At 44.3% G+C, this 24,134-nt stretch carries 17 protein-coding genes; 8 read left to right on the forward strand and 9 right to left on the reverse strand.

The features are described 5' to 3' along the window. The first annotated feature begins 724 nt into the window (after nt 1-724). Nucleotides 725-1,411: a DUF998 domain-containing protein gene (locus RGE70_RS04275; RefSeq protein ID WP_310470302.1), complete on the forward strand. Its 687-nt coding sequence runs from the start codon at nt 725-727 to the stop codon at nt 1,409-1,411. 26 nt (nt 1,412-1,437) lie between these two features. Here the strand turns inward: RGE70_RS04275 and RGE70_RS04280 are convergent, their stop codons facing one another. Together RGE70_RS04280 and ubiU are read right to left on the reverse strand one after the other, a co-directional pair. Next, nucleotides 1,438-2,301, reverse strand: coding sequence for a U32 family peptidase (locus RGE70_RS04280; RefSeq protein WP_310470303.1), 864 nt, complete (start codon nt 2,299-2,301; stop codon nt 1,438-1,440). 27 nt (nt 2,302-2,328) lie between these two features. After that, nucleotides 2,329-3,330, reverse strand: a complete 1,002-nt coding sequence (gene ubiU / locus RGE70_RS04285; RefSeq protein ID WP_310470304.1) for a ubiquinone anaerobic biosynthesis protein UbiU — start codon at nt 3,328-3,330, stop codon at nt 2,329-2,331. Between the two features lie 132 nt (nt 3,331-3,462). On the opposite strand from ubiU, the gene ubiT reads away from it, so the two are divergent. After that, nucleotides 3,463-3,975, forward strand: a complete 513-nt coding sequence (ubiT, locus tag RGE70_RS04290) for a ubiquinone anaerobic biosynthesis accessory factor UbiT (RefSeq protein WP_310470305.1) — start codon at nt 3,463-3,465, stop codon at nt 3,973-3,975. 73 nt (nt 3,976-4,048) lie between these two features. Here the strand turns inward: ubiT and RGE70_RS04295 are convergent, their stop codons facing one another. Together RGE70_RS04295 and trhP are read right to left on the reverse strand one after the other, a co-directional pair. Continuing rightward, complete coding sequence (locus RGE70_RS04295; RefSeq protein WP_310470306.1) at nt 4,049-4,303, reverse strand: YfhL family 4Fe-4S dicluster ferredoxin; 255 nt, start codon at nt 4,301-4,303, stop codon at nt 4,049-4,051. 51 nt (nt 4,304-4,354) lie between these two features. Next, nucleotides 4,355-5,737, reverse strand: coding sequence for a prephenate-dependent tRNA uridine(34) hydroxylase TrhP (gene trhP / locus RGE70_RS04300; RefSeq protein WP_310470307.1), 1,383 nt, complete (start codon nt 5,735-5,737; stop codon nt 4,355-4,357). 680 nt (nt 5,738-6,417) lie between these two features. Between trhP and RGE70_RS04305 the strand changes: the two genes are divergently transcribed. Further along, a complete protein-coding gene (locus RGE70_RS04305) occupies nt 6,418-7,905 on the forward strand; it encodes a putative bifunctional diguanylate cyclase/phosphodiesterase (RefSeq protein WP_310470308.1) in 1,488 nt (495 codons plus the stop codon). Here the strand turns inward: RGE70_RS04305 and RGE70_RS04310 are convergent. After that, entirely contained in the window at nt 7,902-8,348 is a 447-nt protein-coding gene (locus RGE70_RS04310) for a thioesterase family protein (RefSeq protein WP_310470309.1), read from the reverse strand. The two genes, RGE70_RS04305 and RGE70_RS04310, sit on opposite strands and share 4 nt — an antisense overlap. A 177-nt stretch (nt 8,349-8,525) precedes the next feature. On the opposite strand from RGE70_RS04310, the gene RGE70_RS04315 reads away from it, so the two are divergent. The 4 genes from RGE70_RS04315 to RGE70_RS04330 all read left to right on the forward strand — a co-directional run bounded on the left by RGE70_RS04315 (nt 8,526) and on the right by RGE70_RS04330 (nt 15,220). Further along, nucleotides 8,526-8,966 (forward strand): OsmC family protein, encoded by a 441-nt coding sequence (locus tag RGE70_RS04315; RefSeq protein WP_310470310.1) that lies wholly within the window; start codon nt 8,526-8,528, stop codon nt 8,964-8,966. Between the two features lie 379 nt (nt 8,967-9,345). Next, nucleotides 9,346-12,438 carry an EAL domain-containing protein gene (locus RGE70_RS04320; RefSeq protein WP_310470311.1) on the forward strand — a complete coding sequence of 1,031 codons (3,093 nt, stop codon included), beginning with the start codon at nt 9,346-9,348 and terminating at the stop codon, nt 12,436-12,438. 119 nt (nt 12,439-12,557) lie between these two features. Beyond that, a complete protein-coding gene (locus tag RGE70_RS04325) occupies nt 12,558-13,868 on the forward strand; it encodes a DEAD/DEAH box helicase (RefSeq protein ID WP_310470312.1) in 1,311 nt (436 codons plus the stop codon). A 230-nt stretch (nt 13,869-14,098) separates the two neighbouring features. Next, nucleotides 14,099-15,220 (forward strand): CobW family GTP-binding protein, encoded by a 1,122-nt coding sequence (locus RGE70_RS04330; protein WP_310470313.1) that lies wholly within the window; start codon nt 14,099-14,101, stop codon nt 15,218-15,220. 130 nt (nt 15,221-15,350) lie between these two features. On the opposite strand, the gene RGE70_RS04335 is transcribed toward RGE70_RS04330, so the two are convergent. The 3 genes from RGE70_RS04335 to nadK form a co-directional block, all read right to left on the reverse strand. Beyond that, nucleotides 15,351-18,170: an FAD-binding and (Fe-S)-binding domain-containing protein gene (locus RGE70_RS04335; protein WP_310470314.1), complete on the reverse strand. Its 2,820-nt coding sequence runs from the start codon at nt 18,168-18,170 to the stop codon at nt 15,351-15,353. 85 nt (nt 18,171-18,255) lie between these two features. Continuing rightward, the gene (locus tag RGE70_RS04340) at nt 18,256-19,899 is read right to left on the reverse strand and encodes an L-lactate permease (protein ID WP_310470315.1); all 1,644 of its coding nucleotides are present in this window, start codon (nt 19,897-19,899) and stop codon (nt 18,256-18,258) included. Between the two features lie 668 nt (nt 19,900-20,567). After that, nucleotides 20,568-21,446, reverse strand: coding sequence for an NAD(+) kinase (gene nadK / locus RGE70_RS04345; protein WP_310470316.1), 879 nt, complete (start codon nt 21,444-21,446; stop codon nt 20,568-20,570). A gap of 99 nt (nt 21,447-21,545) precedes the next feature. On the opposite strand from nadK, the gene grpE reads away from it, so the two are divergent. Further along, complete coding sequence (grpE, locus tag RGE70_RS04350; RefSeq protein ID WP_310470317.1) at nt 21,546-22,148, forward strand: nucleotide exchange factor GrpE; 603 nt, start codon at nt 21,546-21,548, stop codon at nt 22,146-22,148. A gap of 110 nt (nt 22,149-22,258) precedes the next feature. On the opposite strand, the gene dxs is transcribed toward grpE, so the two are convergent. Beyond that, nucleotides 22,259-24,124 carry a 1-deoxy-D-xylulose-5-phosphate synthase gene (gene dxs, locus RGE70_RS04355; RefSeq protein ID WP_310470318.1) on the reverse strand — a complete coding sequence of 622 codons (1,866 nt, stop codon included), beginning with the start codon at nt 24,122-24,124 and terminating at the stop codon, nt 22,259-22,261. Between the last annotated feature and the right edge of the window lie 10 nt (nt 24,125-24,134).

A 24,134-nucleotide genomic window follows, 5' to 3' on the forward strand; every position in this document is an offset into this window, starting at 1 on the left:
AACTCGTAACTTAGCGCTTGCTTTTACATTTTTTTACTGTGTATTTAAGCTGTTGTGGCTGAGGGTAGTTCTGGTAGGACATTTATTTGGCGCGCTAAAGTCAACGCGACTTAATTAATTGAGGCAGTTGGCTGGCGAATATCGGGCATAGTGATTGTTAAAATTTAACGTTTACAGTCCAAGTTGCAATGTGATTTTTTTTGGGGCAAAACCGAAATATAGTTAGCGTTGCATAAAACCGTGCCGCCTTTTTGCCTTAACGGGTGAGTTGAAGGGCTTTTTTTAGTCATTTTTAGTGCGCTTGAGTTGGTGTAGTAAAACCGTTTTACCGTGAGTGAGTTTTTCTTTGCGGGTAGATATGCACTTTTGTTGCGGTTTTTTTTTGCGTAAATAGGGAGGAGGCGGATTACAGTAATGGTATGAATAAGTATAGCTTGGCCATTTTGGCGTTTTAACTTGGTATCAGGTGTAAGGTGTTATGGCTAGTGCGGCGAGTTTAGATGCTAAAAATGTGACTTATCGACATGGAAAATGCTTTTAAAGTGTCTATTTATCTTGTTTAGCATGAAAAGTTTGGAAAATGATGTCGTTGATTATAGCAATAGTGAGGCGTTTGTGGGCAGTGTTGTCGAGCATTTTGTTAAAACCTGAGCTGTACCTCTTTAACCTCGGCTTGTTCGATGTATATTAGACAATGCAGCTAGAATTATATTAATAGGCATACATGGTCGCACGGACAAAAAATAAAGTATCAACCCTCGCATTCGGATTTGGACTACTCAGTATTGTTGGTCTACTGCTTGGCTTGTTGATCTCTGCTTTGACATTTGAGTCGTCTAACGGTGGTGGTTTTAATTTTTTAAATCATACGGTGAGTGAACTCGGTTATTACGGTCACTCTGCTTATGCGGTGGCGATTAATGGCGGCTTGTTTTTTGGCAGCTTGAGTGCAGTGCTGTTTTGCTTGTTTTCAATGCAAGTGGCCGACTCACCTTGGTCATACCCTTTTTTTGTGAGCCTTGGAACCGCTTTTTTATGTTTATCGGCGGTTGGGCTGTTTCCGATTAATGTCTACGAACTGCATATTTTTGCTATTGAATTGTTCTTTATTTTTGGCAGTTTAAGCGCCATTTTTTATGCCTTATATGTGTTTGTGGGGCGTGGAAAGCTGTTTTCTAATACGACCAGTATTTTGGCTGCGATGACGTTAGTGAGCATGGGGACTTTTATTTTTGCGCCGATGTTGGGTTTTTGGCTAACGGACGGTGATCGCGCGTTTTACCATGAAATGTTAGTTGAAAGAAATCGCCCAACAATTTGGTGGCCTGCGGTTTATGAATGGTTTGGCTTGGGCAGCTTTGTCAGCTGGAGTTCAAGCGTGATGCTGAGCTTGCGCCCAGCAACCAGCTAATGTGGTTAAGATATAACTGCCACTAACTATAAGTGCGCTAATCCTGCCGCTTCATGCCAATAACCATTACAACTTAACGGCTCGGTTAGAGGTGGATTAGTCAGTAGATTAGCGGCTAAATCAATGCTGCTCAAACTGCTTGGCGATACTCTAAAATAATTCACGCCCATCTGCTGCATGACGGCAATATCACTCGATAAATTTACCTGACTTGCTGACTGCGTTTGAATACCATTGATCCTAAGTAACGGCTGCTGTGCTTGGGTTTGCGCCAGTAAACCTTTGGTGTGTGCCAAGCAGGCAATTTGGCAGTTATCCTTGGTTAGTCCAACTTGTTTTGCGGTAAAGCAGCGGGCGGAATGCGCCAGTGGTAAGTAGCCATGACCAAATATTTCTACTTCATATGGCAACGCAGCTCCGGTATTTGCCACCTGTGCTTGCATCACCGTTGTTAACCAAGATTTTGACAGCTCAATTGGCATAACAAAGCGCTGCATTCCCCATTGGTGCAATTTGTTTAAAGTGGCGAGATTGTAGTTATTAACCGATGGGCCGCACACAAAGGGCAGGCCAAGTTCTTTAGCGGCTTGTACCGCGCCCATGTCATTAGCCTCAATGATAAATTCGCCGTTATCGACCTGCTTTTTTAGCTCGGTGTATTCCGATGGTGCCTCTATTAACGTTAAGGTTGATAGCACCACCTCTTTACCTGAGCTGCGCAGCAGATGGGCCAGCTCAAGGTAGTCACTAAATTTTAATTGTCTTCTTCTACTGCAGACGGTTTCACCGAGGTAAACCAGCGGAATGCTGCTGTCAGCCACTTGCTGATAAAATTGAGTAACTTGTTCTTTTGGCCAGCAATATTGTAGTGGCCCGAGTGATACTTTCATTGGTATTCCTTTTTTATCACCAGCTAACTACTGCCATGTTTTTTGGTAAGCACCTAAGGTGGTGGTTTGCCCTTCTGAAACTTTTGCTAAGGCGGCGTTCCACTCTGGCTGTGTTTGGTACTTTTCAGGGGCTGCGAGGTAGCTATCAATTGCGTTGCGCCACACTCGAGTGACTTGCTCGACATAGGCTGGACTGCGCTGGCGACCTTCTATTTTTAACGACACTACATTGGCTTTGGCAAGCTCTGGTAGCAAGCTTAAGGTGTTTAAGCTGGTTGGTGCTTCAAGAATATGGTTGGGATTTTTACTGTCTGCGGTGGTATAGCGCCCTTTACAAACAACGGGGTAACCCATTTGTTCGTCGATCCCCGATTTATCAATCAATATATCGTTTAGCCAAGTCAGCCTGCTGCCGTTTTCTTCTTGCCAGCGTACCTCTTTTGCCGGAGAGCATGAGCCGCCGGTATTAGGCGACTGCCCTGTAACATAAGATGATAAATGACAGCGCCCTTCAGCCATAATGCACAAACTGCCAAAGGCAAATACTTCAAGGTCAACCGGGGTGACTTTAGACAGATCTCGAACTTGTTTCATTGATAGCACCCGTGGCAGCACGGCGCGTTGAATATTAAAGGCTTCTTTGTACAGTGTGAGCGCGCCTAAATTGGTGGCACTGGCCTGCACTGACAAGTGCAAAGGCAGGTGTGGGTAGCGGCTGTGGGCGTAATCAAGCAAAGATATATCAGCCATAATGAGTGCGTCTACGCCAGAGGCTGCGGCTAAATCAATGGCTTGGTACCAGCGGTTTTCTTCACCAGGTTTAGGGTAGGTATTAATCGTTAAGAAAACTTTTTTATTACGCTGCTTAGTAAACTCGACTGCTTGTTGCAGCTTTTTAGTGGAAAAGTTAAGGCCAGCAAATGCGCGCGCATTGGTATCATCTTTTAAGCCAAGGTAGACAGCATCGGCACCGGCATTGAGGGCTGCTTTTAAAGAGGCGAGATTTCCCGCGGGGCACAACAGTTCCATATATTGGCTCCATGTAATAGGTTACAGAAGTGTAAAAGGGAATGAAGATCAAACTTTTGATATAAAACAGGTTTGTGATCATAAAAGCTAGGTAACATCAGTTTATCGATCTCTACCAAGGAGCATTTTCTAATGCAAGGAACACTCACTAGCGATATGGCGAGTAAAATTTTAGACTTCGGCCCCAAAGCGCTATCAACTCCGTTAGTACTTATACCGTTTTCACTAAAGGCTGCACTCTTAAAACGGATTTTGGATTTAGTACTGGCTGAGCAGGCTGATGACGAAGAGCTCGATTTTTTATCGGAGCGGTGGGTAGCGGTTAATATTGACGACCTCGGGTTAACGTTTGAGGTGAGCTATAACGGCAATTGGTTGATCCGTCCTGTGCAAAGTGCTGAAGTCACGTTTAAAGGGGACTCAAAGTCATTATTATTAATTGCGGCAGCGAAAGAAGATCCCGATTCGTTGTTTTTTCAGCGTAAGTTATGCATCGAAGGTGATACTGAGCTGGGCTTAGAGGTGAAAAACTTACTTCTAAGTGTTGAGTTTGATGCCATGCCAGTTGCGATAAGAACTGCGGTGGCAAAGCTGGCTGAGGCGCTACAAATATTGCAGAAAAAAGCAGAAACACAGCAAGCTTAATAATGTTAAGGCAATAAAAAAGGAGCGGTTAAGCTCCTTTTTTTGTCAGCTTTTACCTTGATGCGCTAACCGATTAAACTGTTTTGCCAGTAATGATGCTGTATTTTTCCAGCAATTCATCATCAGACTCTTTATGGTCGGGATCGACTGCGATGCAGTCGATTGGGCAAACCGAAATACAGGTCGGTTTAGCATAATGACCTTTGCACTCGGTACACAGTAGCGGTTCAATCTCATAGATCTCATCGCCCATGGTGATAGCGTCGTTGGGACATTCAGGCTCACACATGTCGCAGTTAATGCAGCTATCGTCGATTAATAATGCCATTATTTACTTAATTACCTTTTCAAGACGCGCATTGCGCGCCTTTTAACTTGTCTATTTAGCTGCGGGTGCATCTGCAGCTTGGTGTGGGTTACGGGTATTTTGCCCTTGTGGTAGGTTACGCAATAATACCGCTTTGTCTAAATCGACTTCAGCTGGCACATCAACAAACACAAAGTGTCCTGAGCCTAAACCGGCCTCAACCTTTTCACCTTTACGGTTAACAAGTGACTCAATGGTAAAGGTTAAATTCCCTTGTGGTGTCATCACTTCAATGCTGTCACCAACGCTAAATTTGTTTTTAACATCAACTTCAGCTTGGCCGGCGTCATTGCGCTCGCCGGTGAACTCACCGACAAACTGTTGTGTGTCACTGATTGAGTAGCCGTAATCGTAGTTTTGGTACTCATCATGTACGTGACGACGCAAGAAGCCTTCGGTGTAACCTCGGTGCGCTAAACCTTCAAGGTTGTGCATTAGGGTTCGGTCAAAGTCTTTACCTGAAACCGCGTCTTCAATGGCTTGGCGATAAAGCTGAGCCGTACGTGCAACGTAATAGAAAGACTTGGTACGACCTTCAATTTTCAGTGAGTCAACGCCCATTTTAGTTAAACGCTCAACATGCTGAATGGCACGAAGGTCTTTTGAATTCATAATGTATGTGCCATGTTCGTCTTCGAACGCTGGCATATATTCACCGGGTCTGCCTGCTTCTTGCAGCAATACGACTTCATCAGAAGGCTGGCCCGCACCTAGTGTTGGGGTTTGAATTTGTACATCAGGGTTAACCGCAACAATATCGCCAGTTTCTGTTTGCTTCGCTTCATGGACATCGTACTTCCAGCGACAAGAGTTAGTGCAAGTGCCCTGATTTGGATCACGTTTGTTGATGTAACCTGATAACAAGCAGCGGCCTGAGTAAGCCATACATAAGGCGCCGTGAACAAAGACTTCTAGCTCGATATCAGGGCAACGTTGACGAATTTCTTCAATTTCATCGAGTGAAAGTTCGCGCGATAAAATAACGCGTTTAATGCCTTGAGATTCCCAAAACTTAACCGACGCCCAGTTAATGGCGTTGGCTTGTACTGATAAATGCACCACTTGATCAGGAAAAGCTTCGCGCACCATCATAATAAGCCCTGGATCTGACATGATAAGTGCGTCAGGTTGCATAGCTACAACAGGTTCCATATCTCTGATGTAGGTTTTAAGCTTGGCATTGTGGGGCGCAATGTTACTGACCACATACAGTTTTTTATTTAGGCTGTGGGCTTCTTTTATGCCTGCCGCAAGGTTTTCCATTTTAAAGTCGTTATTACGTACGCGAAGACTGTATCGAGGTTGACCAGCGTAAACAGCATCTGCGCCATAGGCAAAGGCGTAGCGCATATTTTTAATGGTTCCGGCTGGGGACAGCAGTTCAGGTTTAAACATAATAACTTCTCTATTAACGGGTAAGGATTCGGCAAACGGCCGCGCATTTTACTTAATGCCGTGGAGTGAGTGCAAGCAACTCAGCCGCACATGATAAGGGCTATAGGGGCGATCTGAGTCCTTTATATTAGAACCTTGTGACACTGGTATCATTTTTTACACTATTTAGACGATATTAAGGCCATCACTTAAGTATTGACCCTAGATTGTAATTTTGCACGTCTAGTGCACTTATCGGCTTAAGCCGGTGATTTTATCTTATTATCGCCGCGCGATTAAGTGCTATTAATTCTCTGAGGATATTAAGTGGTTAAGTGACATATTGCGATGTTGCAACAGCTCCGCTGTACTGCCACCTTAATGATTAACTACCTACACAAGTTAATCATTTTAAAATACTGATTACCCGGCTGTATTACGGGGTAGTTGCTATAGGCCTACTTTCAATACCTTAGATTTGCTAGCTTGAACTGGAGTGTTACTTTGCGTGTGCTGCTAAGGTTCTGTCTAGATTAAAGTGGCTTATAGGTCACCGTAATTGTGCCGGTTGAGCTATAGTAATAGATGGACAAACGAGCTTGATGGTAATTTTTAACAGCCTTTTAATGGGTTCTACTTTTAATTGGTTTATAAGGTTCAATTTTTGAGCCTTGGTTTTATAACGGTTAAAGTCATATTAAATGGATAAATTGGAGTTACTTTCATTAAGTTGTGTTGTCTTAGTTCTACTCATTGTAGTGGTTCTATGGCGCTTAGTGCTCGTTTATCGGCAGCAGGAAAGCTTGTGCCAATTTATTAAAAATCAACATGATGCTGGTGGCTTGCACATTGGCACAGCCCCTCAAAATCTATTACAAGTACAACAGCTAGTCACGCAGTTACAACAACAGTTACATCAAGCTGAGCATGATAAACTCACTGGGTTAGGTAATCGTTTAAGTATGAAACGAAAACTAGCCGAGCTAATGCCACTTAAGCAAGGGTGTTTGGTGTTATTAGATATCTATCGCTTTCGGTATGTTAACGACCTCTTTGGGTTTAGCTTTGGTGACGAACTGCTCAAGCAAATCGCTAATCGAATCACTGCCAACCTACCGAAAAGTGCCAGCGTGGCAAGAATGAATGAAGATGAATTTCTTATTTATTACCCCATTGAAACCACCGAAACCGAATTATCTAACCTTGTTGATAACTTGCAGAAAACCTATACGGTGTTCGATAGCCCAATTACAGTGCGCCTGCAACTTGGGCATTTAGGCTTGGCGCGGTTTCATGGTGACATTAGCACGATATTGCGCCGACTCGACTTAGCCCTTAAAAAAGCCAAACAGTTAGATATAAACATTGCCCATTACTTAGCGGGTGATGATGTAGTGCAACTGCGTGAAATATCAATTATTAATAGCCTTGCTAAATCGTTACAAGACGGTGAGTTGTACATGGTGTATCAGCCTAAGCAAAATTGTCATACTGGCAGCTGTAATCAAGTTGAGGCATTAATGCGTTGGAAGCATAAAACGCTAGGGGTGATCTCACCGGTTGAGTTTATACCGCTTGCTGAGTTTGCAGGCATGATTGAAATGGTCAGCCAGTGGGTACTTGACCAAGTCGTATTGCAGCAAGCTAAATGGCGTAAGGCTGGAATTAAGTTGCAAGTTGCTGTGAATATTTCAACGCAAGATTTAAAGAACCAAGCAATATCGGCAAACATTCAAGCAAGGCTTGAGCAATATCAACTGCCGGCCAATGCGTTATCTGTTGAGCTAACTGAAAGCCGACTGATGGAAGATGTTGATACCGCTATTGCTGCGATAAACACCTTGCGTGAAATTGGTGTAGATGTGGCGATTGATGATTTTGGTACCGGTCACTCATCGCTTGCTTACCTGAAGTATTTACCTGTTGATGAAGTGAAAATTGATAAGGCCTTTATCGAAGGCTTAGATAGCGATGAACATGCAAGGCATATCATGGGGACGAGCATTAAGCTCGCTCAAGGGCTTGGTTTTAAAGTTACTGTCGAGGGGGTTGAAACCGAATCGATTCGTGACATTATCATTTTGATGGGAGTCGATAAAATTCAAGGTGACATTTTTTCAAAACCATTAACCCCGACAGAACTTGAGGTAAGGTGGCCACAACTGTGCGCCAACGTTACGAGTCGCTAAAACGTTATTGGCGCGTTAAATGCCTGGCTAAGCAGCTCGATTAAGCTGGTTGGCATTGGGCGCATTTGACGACTTTTATTCATACACACCATCTCTATTTGCGCCGTTACTGCAGGTTTTTTAGCATTTGGGCGCCAAATTTCTTGTAACCATACCGTTCGGTATTTACTTTCAAAATAGAATTTTGTTCTTACATCAACCACATCGGCAAACTCCACTCCGTCATGACACAGCATGTCACTGCGGTAGACGGCAAAGCCTAAGTCATGTTCACCCCATAGGTTAGCTAAGTTGTTGGCACCGATAACGTGTTCACGGGCTCGTTCAAAATACTTGAGAAAATTGGGGTGATAGACAACTCCTGAAAAGTCCGTATCTTCATAATAAATTTGCACCGCAAAATTAAAGGTTTTGCTGTAGTTTACAGGCTTTTTAGTCGACATATTGATGTTGGTCTAATGGTTAAGGTGGTAAATATGGGGTTAGCTTACCATAGGCTGAGTCATGTTTTTTACTCTATCAATTGCGGCTAACCTATATGGATTTTTAGACGCTGATGCTTACGTGGTATTGTGACTTTATTTTTTTATATTTATGTTTATCAACGGAGTGGTATGTAAATGGCAAACAAAACAATTGAAATTAACACTCATATGGCTGAGGGCTGGAAAGTAAGCGCACAAGTACGTGAGCATCAATTAGTGATCGACCAACCGAGCGGCGGCAATGAAGGGGCTAATCCACTCGAGACGTTTATTTTTTCGCTTGCGGGCTGTATTTCAACTATTGCAAAAATGGTGGCGAGAGAGCAGCAAATTGATCTTAGAGTATTCGATGTAGCCATGAAAGCACAGCTCAATACTGCTGGGTTATTAGGTAAACCCTCGGCTGACCCTGTCGGCTTTAAAGCGATAGACTTTGTGGTAACGATGGATGCAATGATTGATGACATTCAACTTACCCATATACAAAAAATGACATTTTTAGATACGGTTTGCCATCGCTGCCCAGTGCATGAAAACCTACTTAAACCGACCTTAGTGGAACATGGCGTAGCGTAAGTAACGCCCTTAAAGCCTACCAGCTGTGGTTGACAGTTTGAGGTTAACCACTTCACCTTTTGTATTGATGTGCTGAACTAAACTGCCCGCGTCTTTAGCCAGATTGCTATTAATGCGTTTGGCTTTTATGTAATTTTTTGAACTTATAAAGGCCTACGAGCTTCGCTGTGTCTGTGTGTGCGGCAATTCATCGATAGCTTTAAATTCAATAATCTAGCTATTTATGCCTAATGTATATTAGTAACAGGTAGGTTCAGTTGCCCCATTAACAGGCTTAGTTCGGCGGTGTTAAAGCGCTTGGTAGACATTGCATTAATTCTCATTCTGCTAGACTGATATTACTCTCCAGAGGATTGGTCGTCAGGATGAATAGTTGTTTATGGAACAAAATTTAGTCTTTTCGCTTATTCAAAATGCAGCTCTATTACTTGCGATGGTGTTCGTTTTTGACGCGTTCCCACTCAGTCGTAGGCGTCAGTTTGACTTGCTATGGCGAGTTGGCATTGGTGCATTAGTTGGCGTGATCGCCGTGTCAGTGATGTTGACCCCATGGCAATATAGCGACGGGGTATTTTTTGATTCTAGAACTGTCATTTTGGGAATATCCGGTATTTTTTTTGGTGGCATCCCGACTCTTGTTGCAGTGCTAATGACTTGCTTATTTCGGCTCAACGAAGGTGGCTTAGCTGTATGGTCGGGTATTGCTGCGATTATCTCGTCTGGGTTAGCGGGTTACCTATGGGGTCGATATCGCAAAGGTGATATCAGTAATATTGGTTTAACTGAGCTAGTGTTATTTGGTCTGTTACTCAATGTTCTCGTGTTGCTAAGTGGTTTAGCTATGCCACTTGATGTCGCGTTTATTCTGGTAAAACAGCTTGCGTTACCTTTTCTTATTATCTTTCCGGTTACCACGGTCTTTTTGGGGATGTTGCTATCTCGACGTATTGTGTTGGACAGAGATCAAAAAATAAAACTCCAAGACCACCTGCTATTTAAGTCTCACTTTCAAGTTGGGGCAATGGGCATTGCGATAACTGATAGTCAGCATCAGTGGATCAAAGTGAATCCAAACTTGTGCCAAATGTTGCAATATGAAGAGTCAGAATTACTGCAATGTGAGTGGTCGCAACTGATTTTTTTAAAAGATCGACAGCGTCATTTGGAGCTATTCACTCAGATGCTGGCCGGCGACATCAACGAGTTTGAGCTTGATATCCGCCTATTAGCCAAGGACAGGTCAATGGTCTACACCCATATGACCGTGGCTTGCCAACGCAAAGGTGACGATGTTGAGTTGGTGATTATTGGCCTATTAAACCGCACATCGCAGAAACAAGCCGAGTTAGCTATGCTAGCCAGCCAGGAGCAGTTAGAGCTGGTATTAGATAGTAGTGACTTAGGCTTTTGGGACTGGGATATTGTTAATCATAAAATAGAGCGGAATCAACATGGCGCAGACCTACTGGGCTGTGATATTCAAACTTTAAATGACAATCCTAAACTATGGGTCAATGCGGTGCATAAACACGATAAACAGCGAGTGTTGAGCACGCTTGAAAACCATATCTGCGGTCAAAGCGAACATTATAAAATTGAATACCGTATTTACTCGCACCGAGGCAAAATTCACTGGATAAGAGATACCGGAAAAATAGTGAGTCGTGATGAAAATAACAAACCATTGCGCATGTGTGGGGTGCATGAAGATATCACCGACAGCAAACGGGTAGAGGAGTCATTAAAGCTGGCTGCATCTGTGTATAACAACAGCAGTGAAGCCATGAGCGTACAAGATGAGAACGGCATGATTATTAACACCAATGCTGCTTTTACTGATATTACCGGCTATAGCCAAGCTGAAATTAAGTACCAAAACATTAGAATATTGCAGTGCAGTCGTAATAATCATAGTGCGTACGAGCAGATGGATTTATCGGTTGAAGAAACCGGTCGCTGGCAAGGTGAGGTCTGGCTAAAGCGTAAAAATGGTGAAGAGTTTGCGGTGTGGTTAACCCTTAACACGATTGTTGACTCCGAAACCCAAAGCGATCGCCGGGTAGCGTTATTTTCTGATATTACCGATAAAAAAAGAGCCGAGAAAATTATTTGGAAGCAAGCTAATTACGATCCGCTTACCGGATTACCTAATCGTAGAATGCTACTGGACTATCTTCGCGACGAAATTTTACGCACTGATAAACGAGAAAAGCACTTTGCACTGATGTTTTTAGACCTCGATTACTTTAAAGAGGTGAATGACACTTTAGGCCATGATATCGGTGATTTATTGTTGTCTGAAGCGGCAAAACGATTGCAAAGCTGTGTAAGAGACTCCGACGTGGTGGCGCGGTTAGGCGGAGATGAATTTACTGTGGTTATTTCAGGCAGTACCGATTTAAAAGGCGTTGATAGCGTTGCCCAAAACATTCTCAAACAAATTGCTGAGCCATTTAATTTAGGTGACGAAATCGCCTATATTAGCGCGAGTATTGGAATTACCTTGTATCCGGATGATGCCACAACGATTGAGGGGTTATTAAAACATGCTGATCAAGCGATGTACGCAGCAAAAGATCTTGGCCGTAATCGCTTTCATTACTTTACCCCGTCAATGCAGCGAAATGCCAAATATCGGATGCGATTAATCCAAGATTTAAGGCTGGCCATTACTAATCAAGAGTTTGAATTATATTATCAACCGATTGTTTGTTTAGCGCAGACCCATGCGATTAAAGCTGAGGCATTAATTCGCTGGCATCACCCTAAGCGCGGTGTAGTGTCGCCGGTCGAATTTATTTCAGTTGCCGAAGAGACCGGTTTAATCGTCGAGATAGGCGATTGGGTCTTTCAACAAGCTGCCCACCAATGTGCGCTATGGCGAGAGCAGTTTGGTGTTGATGTGCAAATAAGTATTAATAAGTCGCCGGTACAGTTCAGAGACGAAGGTAATAGCGTTGAAGCCTGGATCGCTTTGCTTAAAACACTGGATTTGAAGCGTAACGATATTTGTATTGAAATCACAGAAGGTTTGTTGCTCGATAACAACGAAGCCATTTTTAATAAACTGGCACAATACCGTGCTGCGGGCGTGCAAATCTCGCTTGATGACTTTGGTACTGGCTATTCATCATTAGCGTATTTGAAAAAATTTGATATCGACTACATTAAAATTGATCAATCTTTTACGCGTAATTTAAACACTAATCGTGATGACTTCACCTTGTGTGAAGCCATTATAGTGATGGCGCACGCGCTTGGCATGAAGGTGATTGCCGAAGGCGTTGAAACAGACAGTCAGCGACAGATATTGTCGGACGCAGGTTGTGATTATGCCCAAGGCTATTTCTACTCAAAACCAGTCCCCGCAGACACGTTTGAAACCACTTGCATAAAACCGGTACAGGAGGCATTAGGTACAAGGTTCGCGATTGAATCAAATATCACCGACCATAAAGATGACGATATCTAGCTTATGTTCAATAGCTTTTAAAGCAATCAATGTTACTGTTCATCGCGTTTGGTTATATATTCTGCGCAGTGTTTTTGGTAGACTCCGCGCTCACTTTTATTCCCTGTACTGAGCGACCCATGAACTTTGATGCATTCGATTTACATTCCCATATTTTAGATGCGGTCTCTGCACGCGGTTATCAAGCGTTAACGGAGGTACAGACACATGTGCTGCCCGTGGCTATGCAGGGAAAAGACATCATGGCTTGCGCCCAAACCGGCACAGGTAAAACGGCCGCTTTCGCGCTGCCCTTACTCAATAAATTGTCGCAGCAATTGGCAGTGCAAGACATTGAAGCTGACAACGAACACCGCGCCCAGTTACGAGTTTTAGTGTTAACGCCTACGCGCGAACTTGCCATACAAGTTGCTGATAATATTCAGGCATACGCGCAGTTCTTACCATTTAAAACCGCAGCGGTTTATGGCGGTGCCAACATGAACCCCCAGCGTAAAGCTGTTAACGCTGGGGTTGATATTTTAGTTGCCACGCCTGGTCGATTATTTGATCTTATTGGTCAATTTGATTTGGACTTGTCTAACGTTTGCCACTTGGTGGTTGATGAAGCTGACCGCATGCTTGATATGGGTTTTGTTAGAGATATAGAAAGAGTCAAAAAGCTGGTGGCATCAGAGCACCAAACGCTCTTTTTCTCGGCGACGTACAGCGAAGACGTTAAAACTTTAGCGCAAAAAATGTTGATTGAACCTGAGTGGATTAACGTTGCGACGACGCCAACAGCCAGTAAAATCGAGCAAGAAGTTTACTTGGTAGATAAACGCCGCAAAGCTGAGTTATTGTCGGAATTGGTTGGGCGTAATAACTGGCAGCAGGTGTTAGTTTTTGTCAGTAGTAAAGAAAGCGCAGAGCATTTGCACAGTGAGCTTAAGCTTGATGGTGTTAAAAACTCGGTGTTTCATGGTGATAAAACTCAAGGTTCAAGAAACCGTGCATTAGAAGAGTTTAAAAGCGGTAAGCTAAGAGTCATGGTTGCGACCGACGTGGCTGCTCGTGGTCTTGATATTGAAGCACTGCCATTGGTGATCAACTATGAACTTCCTTTTGCGGCAGAAGACTACGTACATCGTGTTGGGCGTACAGGACGTGCTGGCTTGTCAGGCCGTGCCATCTCTTTTGTGTCACCACAAGATAAAGCGATGCTACAAGAAATAGAGCAAATTATTGACATCACATTGCCGCGTATCACCTTACCTGGCTACGAAGAAGGCGCACCGCTGCCAGCTCGTTACCGTGATGTAGTGACTAAACCAGTAAAAGAGAAAAGCCACAATAAGCGCAAGTATCAAGAAAAAAGACGTGGCGAGTCAAAGTCACGTGATGGAGCAAAAAAGCGTTTTGGCCGCAGCAGTAGCAATACTAAAAAGTAAGCGCAACAAGGCGATAAAATTAGGCTAGCCAATAAAAAGTGAACTTAAGGTTCACTTTTTTATTGGCTGCAAATTATCTTTTTTAAGGTAAGCGCAGCAAAGTTAACATTATATTGTCAGCTTATATGCGCTTTGCTGTTGTAGGCGCGACAACCAAAGGCGAGTAAGTCGTGACAATGGGTTAAGAACCCGATTAAAATTCTGAGCATCACGTGCTTACATGTCTGTTTATGATCACTAAAATAATCCCAACTAATGTTATTACTGGTTTTCTGGGCGTTGGTAAAACCTCATTCATTAAACACTTACTCCGTCATAAACCCGCGACAGAGGTTTGGGCTGTGTTGGTTAACGAGTTTGGCGAAATAGGCATTGATGCAGGCCTGTTAAGTGGCGACGCTCAGCAAGTACAAATTAAAGAAGTGGCGGGGGGCTGTATGTGCTGCGCGGCGGGCTTACCGATGCAAGTAGCGATTAACCAGTTAATTGCTAAAGCAAAACCAGATAGACTATTAATAGAACCCACCGGTTTAGGCCATCCTCTAGAAGTTTTAAAGGTGTTAACGCAAGCGCACTATCAACAAGTGTTGGCGATGAAAGCTTGCATTACGTTGGTTGACGCCAGAAAACTGGATGATAGTCGCTATACCCAGCATGACATTTTTAACCAGCAGTTGCTGGTGGCTGACATAGTATTAGCCAGTAAAGCCGATTGTTACGAGGACTCCTTGCTACCACAACTGTCAGGTTACCTCGGGGCAATAAAGCTGCGAGCTAGCAAAACCAGTCCTCTAAATCACCCTCCGGTGATCATTGAGCCTTGGAGCACCGCACAGGCACCGCAGCTCTTGCCGGCGATATATGCTCGGCTTAATCAGCCTTATGTGCCTACCGCCCAGCTAGGGCACAACCAAACGTATCAAGCGCAAAGCCAGCAACCAAACTCGTTAAATGCAGGCGATTCACCAGTGCGGTTAATTGATGTGAATTACAGTGCGCTGTTTTCAGGCGAACCCCAGAAAAAAGCAGTCGTATTTGACGCTAGTGGCTTGATGTGTAAAACCCATCAAGGTGATGGATATTACAGCTGTGGTTGGGTATTTGATCTCTGCTATGAGTTTGACTTCGATAAGTTGTTGCAGTTGATTAAACGTTTGGCTGTGGTGCGTCTTAAAGCGGTCATGATCACCGATGAGGGGATAGCAGGCTTTAATGCGGTGGAGCAGGACTTGTCGATTATTGAGCTTGATGAAGCGATGGATTCGAGAATTGAAATATTGTCGATGTCAGCGATAGACCAAGCCGAGATCGAAGCTGCATTAATGCAAACGTGTTCCAGGTTAACCTGTTAGGCAACGCTGTAAATTTTTACTGATACAAATAGAATGGAGCTTAAAATCATAAAAAAGCCCTAACAATTAGGGCTTTTTATGATGATTACGTTGTCTCGTTAGGGCATTAGCCCTCATAAGCTGTGTGCTGCTAACGAGTACACTCTTCGAGAAGGTAAGCTAAGTGGCGGTAAGAAACACCACTATGCTTGGTTAAGCCCACTTCACACATACGGTTAGCGTAATACCCCTCTTTAACATCTACCGGGATTAGCGTTTTGATGTTACGCAGTGCACTGGCGTTAATTTCAGGTTTATACAAGCCTTTTTCACCGGCATAACCACAACAATCGATACCCGCTGGGCGCACGACTTGGCTGCTGCATGCCTTAATAATCGCTTCCATTTTTGGCTCGATTTTCATCTTACGAGCACTACAACCTAAGTGCAGCGCTACCGCTGATTTTTGGCTGGTGACGGTAAGCTTATCGAGTAAGTTATCGTGCATAAAATCAACCATGTCGACGATATCAACTTTGTCAGTTAATGATTCGTCGCCCGCTAAAGTGCGATAAGTACAAGATAAGGCGTCGATAATTACTGGCAGTTTGCCGCCTTGTGTCATCGCGGCAACAGCTTCAATCAGCTCTTTGCGTTTTGCATCGGCATTTTTAAAGTCACCTTTAGACTCCCACATTTGGCCGCAGCACAGATGGCGAGTTTTTTCTGGAGTAATAACGTTATATCCAGAGCGTTCAAGCAACGTGACGACCACTTCGGGTAGTGTTCTGTTGTCAGGATCTATTGGCGTTGGGCCAAAGGTACGTCCACCACAAGCTGGAAAATATACTACGGTTTCTTGCCCTGGAATCGGGGCCGATAACGTTGGTAATTTACCGCCTTTTGGAAAATCAGGATTCCAGTAAGGTACTTCTTTGGTGACTACGCGACCGGCCTTCATGATAGCGCCGGTAATACCGCTACCGGTAATTTTATGAATCGTGCCGAGCACATCAAATCCGGTGCTAATAACCTGGTTAACCGCGCCAAAATGTTTAGCTTGGAAGTCGAGAACCTTTTGTTCTGTTGTGCTGATGTAAGGCGTTCTAAGCTTACGAACCAACTGGCCCATGCTGTTATCTACCGGGCAGGCTATGGTACATAGCTGACAGGCTGCGCAAGTGTCGACCACATCATATTTTGCTGCCGCGCGCATTTCACTGGCAGCTTGCTTGTCACCGGATTGCTCTAAACGTTCAATTTCACGCAGGGTGGCAATACGTTGGCGCGGTGACATGTTTAATGCTGATGTCGGGCAGGTTTTTTCACAGAATCCACATTCAATGCATTTGTCGACAAGGTCATCAACCACTGGGCAAGGCTTAATGTTTTTAACGTGCACTTGGCTGTCGTCATTAAGAATAACCCCTGGGTTGAGTAAACCTTCAGGGTCAAATATTTGCTTAATACGTTTCATTAGGGTGTAAGCATCACTGCCCCATTCCATTTCCACAAAAGGCGCCACAGCTCGGCCTGTACCGTGTTCTGCTTTCATTGAGCCGTCGTACTTGTTAATCACCATTTCGGCGACATCTTGCATGAAGGCATCAAAGCGTTCGATATCAGCTTGAGTGTTGAACGTAGGCGTAATAATAAAGTGGAAGTTGCCCGCTAAAGCGTGGCCGTAAATCACACCTTCTGGGTAGTTGTGCTTATTAAATAGTGCAGTGAGGTCGTTAGCAGCTTCGGCTAAATGTTCGAGCTCAAAGGCAACGTCTTCAATAATGACTGAAGTGCCTTTCGGGCGTTCGCCACCAATGATAGGGAACAGCCCCGAGCGCATTGCCCAATATTGGCCGTATACGGCAGGGTCATCGCTGAAGGTAATTGGACGCTCGGTGTCAATATGTGCAATTTTTGCAATCACATCTTGAGTGTAACGGTCGAGCGTGGCTTGGTCATTAGCGCGAGATTCAATCAGTAATATTGATGCGCCTTCGGGTAAGTCAGACAGCCATAATGGCATTCCTTCTTTACCCGTTACGGCTTTGATTGAGGCCCAATCGAGCAGCTCGGCAGCGGCAACACTGTCACCAACTAGTGGCGGCACTGCTCTTGCTGCATCTTCCATGTTGAAAAATACGGCCATAGCAGAGGCTTTAAACAGTGCTTCGTCAACGGTGTTGTACGTTACCTCTTCAACAAAAGCCAAGGTGCCTTCTGCACCTACAATGAGGTGGTTGATTAATTCAAATGGGTCGTTAAAGTCGACTAAGGCATTAAGGCTGTAACCGGTGGTGTTTTTGATGGAAAACTTTTTACGAATTCTATCGGCTAGTGTTTGATTGGTCACTGTCATGTGGGCTAAATCGACTAGGGACTTTAGCAACGCTGGGTGTGACTGAGTAAACGCCGCTTTTGAGCTATCACAACCGGTATCGAGTTCTGTGCCGTCAGCTAATAATAGCTTTGCTGATGCAATTGTTTGATAACTGTTTTGCGCCGTGCCACAACACATGCCAGAGGCATTGTTTGACACAATACCGCCAATTTTGGCTGACGCTAAAGTGGCTGGATCAGGGCCGATTTTTTTATTTAGAGGTTTTAATGCCGCGTTGGCGTCAGAGCCAATAACGGCTGTACCTAAACTGATTTGAGACGCATCGTCGCTGATGGTTAAGGTTCTAAAGCCATCATGGCCAAGAATAAGTAAAATGCCTTCGCCAATTGCCTGACCAGAAAGGCTGGTGCCTGCCGCTCTAAAGGTAACGGGCGCACCGTAGGTGCGTGCTATGGCTAGCGTATGTTTGGCTTGTTCGAGTGTATCAGCGTGCACCACTATTTCAGGCACAATACGGAAATAACTGGCATCAGTAGACCAAGCGAAGCGGCGCACGGGGTCGTTAGTGGCGGCATCTTCACCAATCTGTTTACGTAAGTCTCTTAATACTGCTTCATAATTGATCGACATGATTTATCTCTACACACTTAGTTAAAGTGAAGAAGCCGCAACCAGTACGGCTTTCTATTTTAATTGTTGACGGAAACGGTTGGGGTTAAATTCCGCCCCAAACAAAGGCGATAGTACCAGCTAATAAAGCATAGCCTAGCGCTACAGGCATTGTTTTACGGATGATTTCAGATTCTCGTCCTGCCATGCCTACAACGGTTGCCGCAGCAACAACGTTCATGACACACATCATGTTACCGGCGTTAGCGCCAATACCTTGCAGGCCAAGGATAAGGGCTGGGTTAGCACCAATATTGTCGGCCACGCTGTATTGAAGGCCTGAGAACATCATGTTGGAGAATGTCGCTGAACCAGATAAAAATGCACCAAAAATACCCACGATTGGCGATACCCAAGCCCATACAGCTCCCATGCTGTTAGCTAAGGTGTCTGCAAGTGCAACCGGCATTGACGCTAAGCCAGCGCTGTTTTCACCTGAGTTAAGGAAGATTTTCACCATAGGTACTGAAGCGCCTAATGAGATAACCGTAGGCAACATAGATTTGCAAGAAACTGAAATCGACTCTTTAATTGCCGGAGACTTCATTCTAAAGAGGATGAAACCTAAAATACACACGAGTACAAAGAATGCACCAGGGGCGTAAAGGGTCGAAAAACTGGCTTTTAATTCTGTACCCAGCAGGCCTGTCCAACTGAGATTAAATCCATTTAACCATGCTTTTAAAGGAGCCACAGTACGAGACAGTACTAATAGTGCCGCCATAATGATGTACGGTGACCATGCCGCAATTTGTGAAAACTTAGCGTCGCTGGCTAGCTCTTTGCGTTCTTGGCCATCGTTTTCGGCAAAGTCACACCAAGGTTGTTTTGGCAGTAGGTAGCCTTTTTTAGCAACTGGGATCACAATCGCCATACCGACAAGCGCACCAATTACTGATGGAAACTCTGGGCCTGCAAAGTAGTTGATTAACCAAGCCGGAACCGTGAATGCCAAACCTGCAAATAGTGCAAATTTCCAAATGGCCAAACCTTCTTTGAACGACTTATTGCGACCAAAAAAGCCAGTTAGAATTGCGACCATGCTCAATGGTATGAGGGTGCCGGTCACTAAATCGATAGTGATCATATGCATTGCAATAAACTGTGCATAGTCGGCAAAACTACCACCGTGTTGCGCAATTTGCTCTGCAGCCATATTAACGCCGCCTTGTGTTAGGCCTTGCTCCATACCAAATAAAACTGGCAAGCCAATGGCGCCAAATGATACCGCTGTTGAATCTGCAATCAGCGCCACAACAGCCGCTGCAATAGGTGGAATACCTAGTAATACCAGCAATGGTGCACCAATTGCCGCTGGGGTACCAAAGCCTGCAGAGCCTTCAATAAATGAGCCAAATAACCAACAAATGATAATCACTTGTACGCGGGCATCAGCACTAATATTAGTGAAACCTGCGCGGATGGTATCCATCGCTCCCGAATACTTAAGAGTATTGAGCAGGAACACGGCACCAAAAATAATGGTTAAAGGCGTGATTGCTGACAGTAGGCCTTCAACAACTGAAGCTGCTAAGAAAGTGGTATCCATTTGCCAAATAAAGACAGCGGCTAGTCCGGTGACAACCATTGAAATTGGCATAGCTCTGGATGCAGGCATCCGCAATAGTACTAAGAATAGCATTACGCTAATTATTGGCGTTAAGCTGGCGATGAGTTGAATAAAGGTCATGCATGCCTCTTTTTGTTGGTTTGCTTCACGATTGTTGTCGCTGGCCAAACACGAGTTAAATTGCTGGTGAAGGGAGTAGGTGTGTACTAAACGTTAATTAGGCAAAGGCTAATTTGATCTAGATCAGTTAGTCCCCTAATTGTAACGCGCAATGTCAATAGTGGCGGTTGGCGCGGGTTTTCTTGTTTTGCTAATGTGATGTGTGTCACTTGTTTTTGCGGGGTGTTGAGCGATAAAGCAGCATTATGTTGCTGATTTTATTAGGTTGAGAGTAAATAATAGCATTGAGTGAGTTTTTGCAGTCTGAATTGATCTCAATATTTCTGTTTTGTTACTGAATGTGCTTGATTGAATATACAGCTGGTGTGATAAAGATCACTTAATTTGTGTTGTTCTTTATTTTGAAAAGTTATCGTTATTTATATTGTTGATTTAATTGGTTTTGTTGTTGTATAGGCGCGATGTGGTGCGGCGTAATGAAAAGAGATACTTGCACCAAAATGTAGCTAATCAACTATTTAAAGATTTAGTTACACAGGCATAGTTGATGTATGCGGTTAACGTTAGGTGTCGTTTTTAGGTGAGAATACGTGAAGTCACAGTAAAATTGCTTGTCATTAAATTGAGGGGCAGCACAATTACGCTGGCCCTCAATGAGTTCGGATCTATTAAAATAACTTGCTGCCCCAGCCAAGTTTGGTGCGCAGAACACGAAAGTAATTATGGCCTTTGGGGTGGATCAGCCTTAATGTGTCCGAGCTACGTTTTACTATGATGTTATCACCAGGCAGAACTGAAAGATTTACGTGTCCGTCACAGCTTACTTCGAGGTTGTCGCCATTGTGAGGTGATACTACTAGCTTAATAATACTGCACGCATCGACAACAATCGGCCTACATGACAATGTATGCGGGAACATCGGTACTAAAATCATTGCAGCTAAATTAGGGGTTAAAATTGCGCCGCCGGCTGAAAGTGAATAGGCCGTTGACCCGGTCGGTGTTGATACAATCATGCCATCGGCACGTTGGCTGTACATGAATATGTCATCTATATAGACTTCAAACTCAATCATATGGGCAATCTTACCCGGATGTAGCACCGCTTCGTTGACTGCTGTATTGCTCGATTTTAACTCTCCATGACGATGAACTTCGGCTTCAATTAAAAAGCGATGCTCAGTATCAAATTCGCCGTCTAACACCTTGGATAGTTGTTCTTCGAAAGAGTCTGGGGCTAGATCAGTTAGAAAGCCTAAATTGCCACGGTTGACGCCAATAACACTAATATCAAACCGTGCTAACACGCGCGCAGCACCAAGCATGTTACCGTCGCCACCGACCACAATGGCTAAGTCTGCTTGGTCGCCAATATCTAACAAATCGACCGAAAGTGCATGGGGGCCCACTTCTTTAGCCACACGCTCTTCAACCAAGACATTATAGCCCTGCATTGTTAACCAATGATGCAATCTCTTTAAGGTGAGACTGGTTCCTTCATGGTTAGGTTTACCAATAAGTCCAATAGTGTGAAAGGTATTGCTCATATTTGTGTCTGATCCGGCTTTAGGCCTTGAAACCTAGAAATTGATCCCCATAATATGCCCAGAGCATGCAGAAACAAAGCATTTTTAGCTGGAGCAAAAATGAGCAACGAAACGAACAAAGCACAAGATAACCAAATTGATGAGCAAGTTGAGTCGGTTGTAGAAGGTGAGTTACTAAACGAAGGTAGCGATGATGCTTCTTTGATGGATGAACTGACCCAAGCTAATTTCCGTGTTGAAGAACTAGAAAAAGCTTTGCAAGCAGCGCAATCAACCGTTGAATCGCAGAAGGATTCAGTGGTTCGTGCCGCAGCAGAGGTTGATAACATTCGTCGCCGTGCAGCGATTGATGTTGAAAAGGCACGTAAATTTGCCCTTGAGAAGTTTGCTAACGAATTACTACCAGTATTAGACAACATGGAGCGTGCGTTGCAAGGAACTGATGCTGAAGCTGAAGCAACTAAAGCAATTTACCAAGGTGTTGAGCTAACTGCAAAAAGTTTTGTTAGTGCCGTTGAAAAATTTGGTCTGACTGTTGTGTCTCCACAAGGAGAAGCCTTTAACCCTGAGTTACATCAGGCGATTGGCATGCAGCCTAGCACAGAATTTCCTGCAAACACCGTTATGATGGTTATGCAAAAAGGCTATACGCTTAACAAGCGTCTATTGCGCCCTGCGATGGTGATGGTTTCTCAAGGTTAACGCTTAGCGTTAATATTTGAATACTGCGGCACTGACGCACAAAAAAGGACTGCTAAAGCAGTCCTTTTTTTATATAAAAACAAAATTAGATTAACTCAAGCAGCATTTAATTACGCGAGATAATCTTCAATTTGTTTCAAAATGCCGTCAGCATCTAGCCCTAGCTCACTGATAATTTCATCAGGTGCGCCATGCTTAATAAATTCATCAGGCAGACCAATTTGCAATACCGGTTTAGGCAGTTTTAACGATTGCAATAACTCTAGAACACCGGAGCCTGCTCCACCCATAATGGCATTTTCTTCAACAGTAACTAACACGTCATGGCTTTGAGCTAGCTCTTTAACCAGTTCAACATCAAGTGGTTTAACAAAGCGCATATCTGCCACGGTTGCATCGATGTTTTCTGCAGCGCTAAGGCTACTGGCAAGGGTGGTACCAAAGTTAAGAATAGCTACTTTTTGGCCGCGGCGTTTAACTAAGCCTTTACCAATTGGCATCGCTGTCATGGTTTCAACTTGTTCAGCGCCAGTGGCGCTACCACGAGGATAACGAACAGCCGTTGGTCCTGCTTTGTAACGATAACCGGTATAGAGCATTTGACGGCATTCATTTTCGTCAGATGGCGCCATAATAACCATGTTTGGTACGGTTCGCATAAAGCTTAAGTCAAACGCGCCTTGATGGGTTGGGCCGTCAGCACCCACAATCCCACCGCGATCAATGGCAAAAAGAACGGGGAGCTTTTGTAGTGCAACATCGTGAATGAGCTGATCATAACCACGCTGTAAAAACGTAGAGTAGATCGCGACAACTGGCGTGTAGCCTTCACAGGCAAAACCTGCGCCTAAGGTGACGGCATGTTGCTCGGCAATAGCGGCATCAAAATATTGCGCAGGAAAACGCTGCGAAAACTCAACCATGCCACTGCCTTCACGCATTGCAGGGGTAATGGCTAACAGTTTTTCATCGTTTTGAGCAACATCACATAGCCACTTCCCAAAAACTTGCGAGAACGTTGGGTCACATGGTTTGCTGGCAGGCTTTTCAAATGTTGATGGATCAAACTTAGGGACAGCATGCCAGCCGATAGGATCTTTCTCTGCGGGTTCATATCCACGACCTTTTTTGGTCATAATATGCAAAATTTGCGGGCCGCTGAGGTTACGCATATTGCGTAGAGTTTCAACTAGTGCATCGACATCATGGCCATCTATTGGGCCAATGTAGTTAAAACCAAACTCTTCAAATAAGGTGCCGGGTACGACCATACCTTTGAGGTGTTCTTCGGTACGCTTGGCCATTTCTTTGATGACAGGCATGCCTTTAAGCACTTTTTTGCTGCTTTCACGAATGGTGGTATAAAAACGCCCAGACATTAACTGTGCTAAATGATTATTTAACGCACCGACGTTTTCTGAAATAGACATCTCGTTATCATTAAGAATAACCAGCATGTCTTTATCAAGGTCGCCCGCATGGTTTAAGGCTTCAAATACCATTCCGCCCGTCATCGCACCATCGCCAATAACCGATACGACCTTGCGGCCTGCCTGCTCTTTATCGGCAGCAACTGCCATTGCTAGAGCGGCGCTCACTGAGGTGCCAGAGTGACCTACGCTAAAGGTATCGTATTCACTTTCTTCGCGCCATGGGAACGGGTGCACGCCACCTTTTTGGCGGATAGTATGCATTTGTTCACGGCGACCGGTTAGGATTTTATGCGGATAGGCTTGGTGGCCAACATCCCAAATCAGACGGTCAAATGGTGTGTTATAGACATAGTGAATCGCCACGGTTAGTTCAACAGTACCGAGGCCTGAAGCAAAGTGTCCACTTGATTTACCCACTGACTTCAAAAGGAAACCTCTGAGCTCGTCTGACAATTGTGGCAGTACGGCTTGAGGGAGCTGTCTTAGCTCATCTGGGGTGTTAGCCTGTGCAAGCACAGGGAATTGAGAAATATCAAAACTCATATCGAGATTC

The organism is Shewanella youngdeokensis (genome assembly GCF_033180165.1).
In the GTDB taxonomy this organism is placed as follows: Bacteria; Pseudomonadota; Gammaproteobacteria; order Enterobacterales; family Shewanellaceae; genus Shewanella; species Shewanella youngdeokensis.

Coding starts and splice junctions, on each gene's coding strand:
- RGE70_RS04335 (WP_310470314.1), bottom strand. CDS start 18,170: ATGTCGATCAATTATGAAGCAGTATTAAGAGACTTACGTAAACAGATT.
- RGE70_RS04280 (WP_310470303.1), bottom strand. CDS start 2,301: ATGAAAGTATCACTCGGGCCACTACAATATTGCTGGCCAAAAGAACAA.
- trhP (WP_310470307.1), bottom strand. CDS start 5,737: ATGTTTAAACCTGAACTGCTGTCCCCAGCCGGAACCATTAAAAATATG.
- RGE70_RS04330 (WP_310470313.1), top strand. CDS start 14,099: ATGATCACTAAAATAATCCCAACTAATGTTATTACTGGTTTTCTGGGC.
- RGE70_RS04275 (WP_310470302.1), top strand. CDS start 725: ATGGTCGCACGGACAAAAAATAAAGTATCAACCCTCGCATTCGGATTT.
- RGE70_RS04340 (WP_310470315.1), bottom strand. CDS start 19,899: ATGACCTTTATTCAACTCATCGCCAGCTTAACGCCAATAATTAGCGTA.
- RGE70_RS04320 (WP_310470311.1), top strand. CDS start 9,346: ATGGAACAAAATTTAGTCTTTTCGCTTATTCAAAATGCAGCTCTATTA.
- dxs (WP_310470318.1), bottom strand. CDS start 24,124: ATGAGTTTTGATATTTCTCAATTCCCTGTGCTTGCACAGGCTAACACC.
- RGE70_RS04315 (WP_310470310.1), top strand. CDS start 8,526: ATGGCAAACAAAACAATTGAAATTAACACTCATATGGCTGAGGGCTGG.
- RGE70_RS04310 (WP_310470309.1), bottom strand. CDS start 8,348: ATGTCGACTAAAAAGCCTGTAAACTACAGCAAAACCTTTAATTTTGCG.
- RGE70_RS04305 (WP_310470308.1), top strand. CDS start 6,418: ATGGATAAATTGGAGTTACTTTCATTAAGTTGTGTTGTCTTAGTTCTA.
- ubiU (WP_310470304.1), bottom strand. CDS start 3,330: ATGGAACTGTTGTGCCCCGCGGGAAATCTCGCCTCTTTAAAAGCAGCC.
- RGE70_RS04295 (WP_310470306.1), bottom strand. CDS start 4,303: ATGGCATTATTAATCGACGATAGCTGCATTAACTGCGACATGTGTGAG.
- RGE70_RS04325 (WP_310470312.1), top strand. CDS start 12,558: ATGAACTTTGATGCATTCGATTTACATTCCCATATTTTAGATGCGGTC.
- grpE (WP_310470317.1), top strand. CDS start 21,546: ATGAGCAACGAAACGAACAAAGCACAAGATAACCAAATTGATGAGCAA.
- nadK (WP_310470316.1), bottom strand. CDS start 21,446: ATGAGCAATACCTTTCACACTATTGGACTTATTGGTAAACCTAACCAT.
- ubiT (WP_310470305.1), top strand. CDS start 3,463: ATGCAAGGAACACTCACTAGCGATATGGCGAGTAAAATTTTAGACTTC.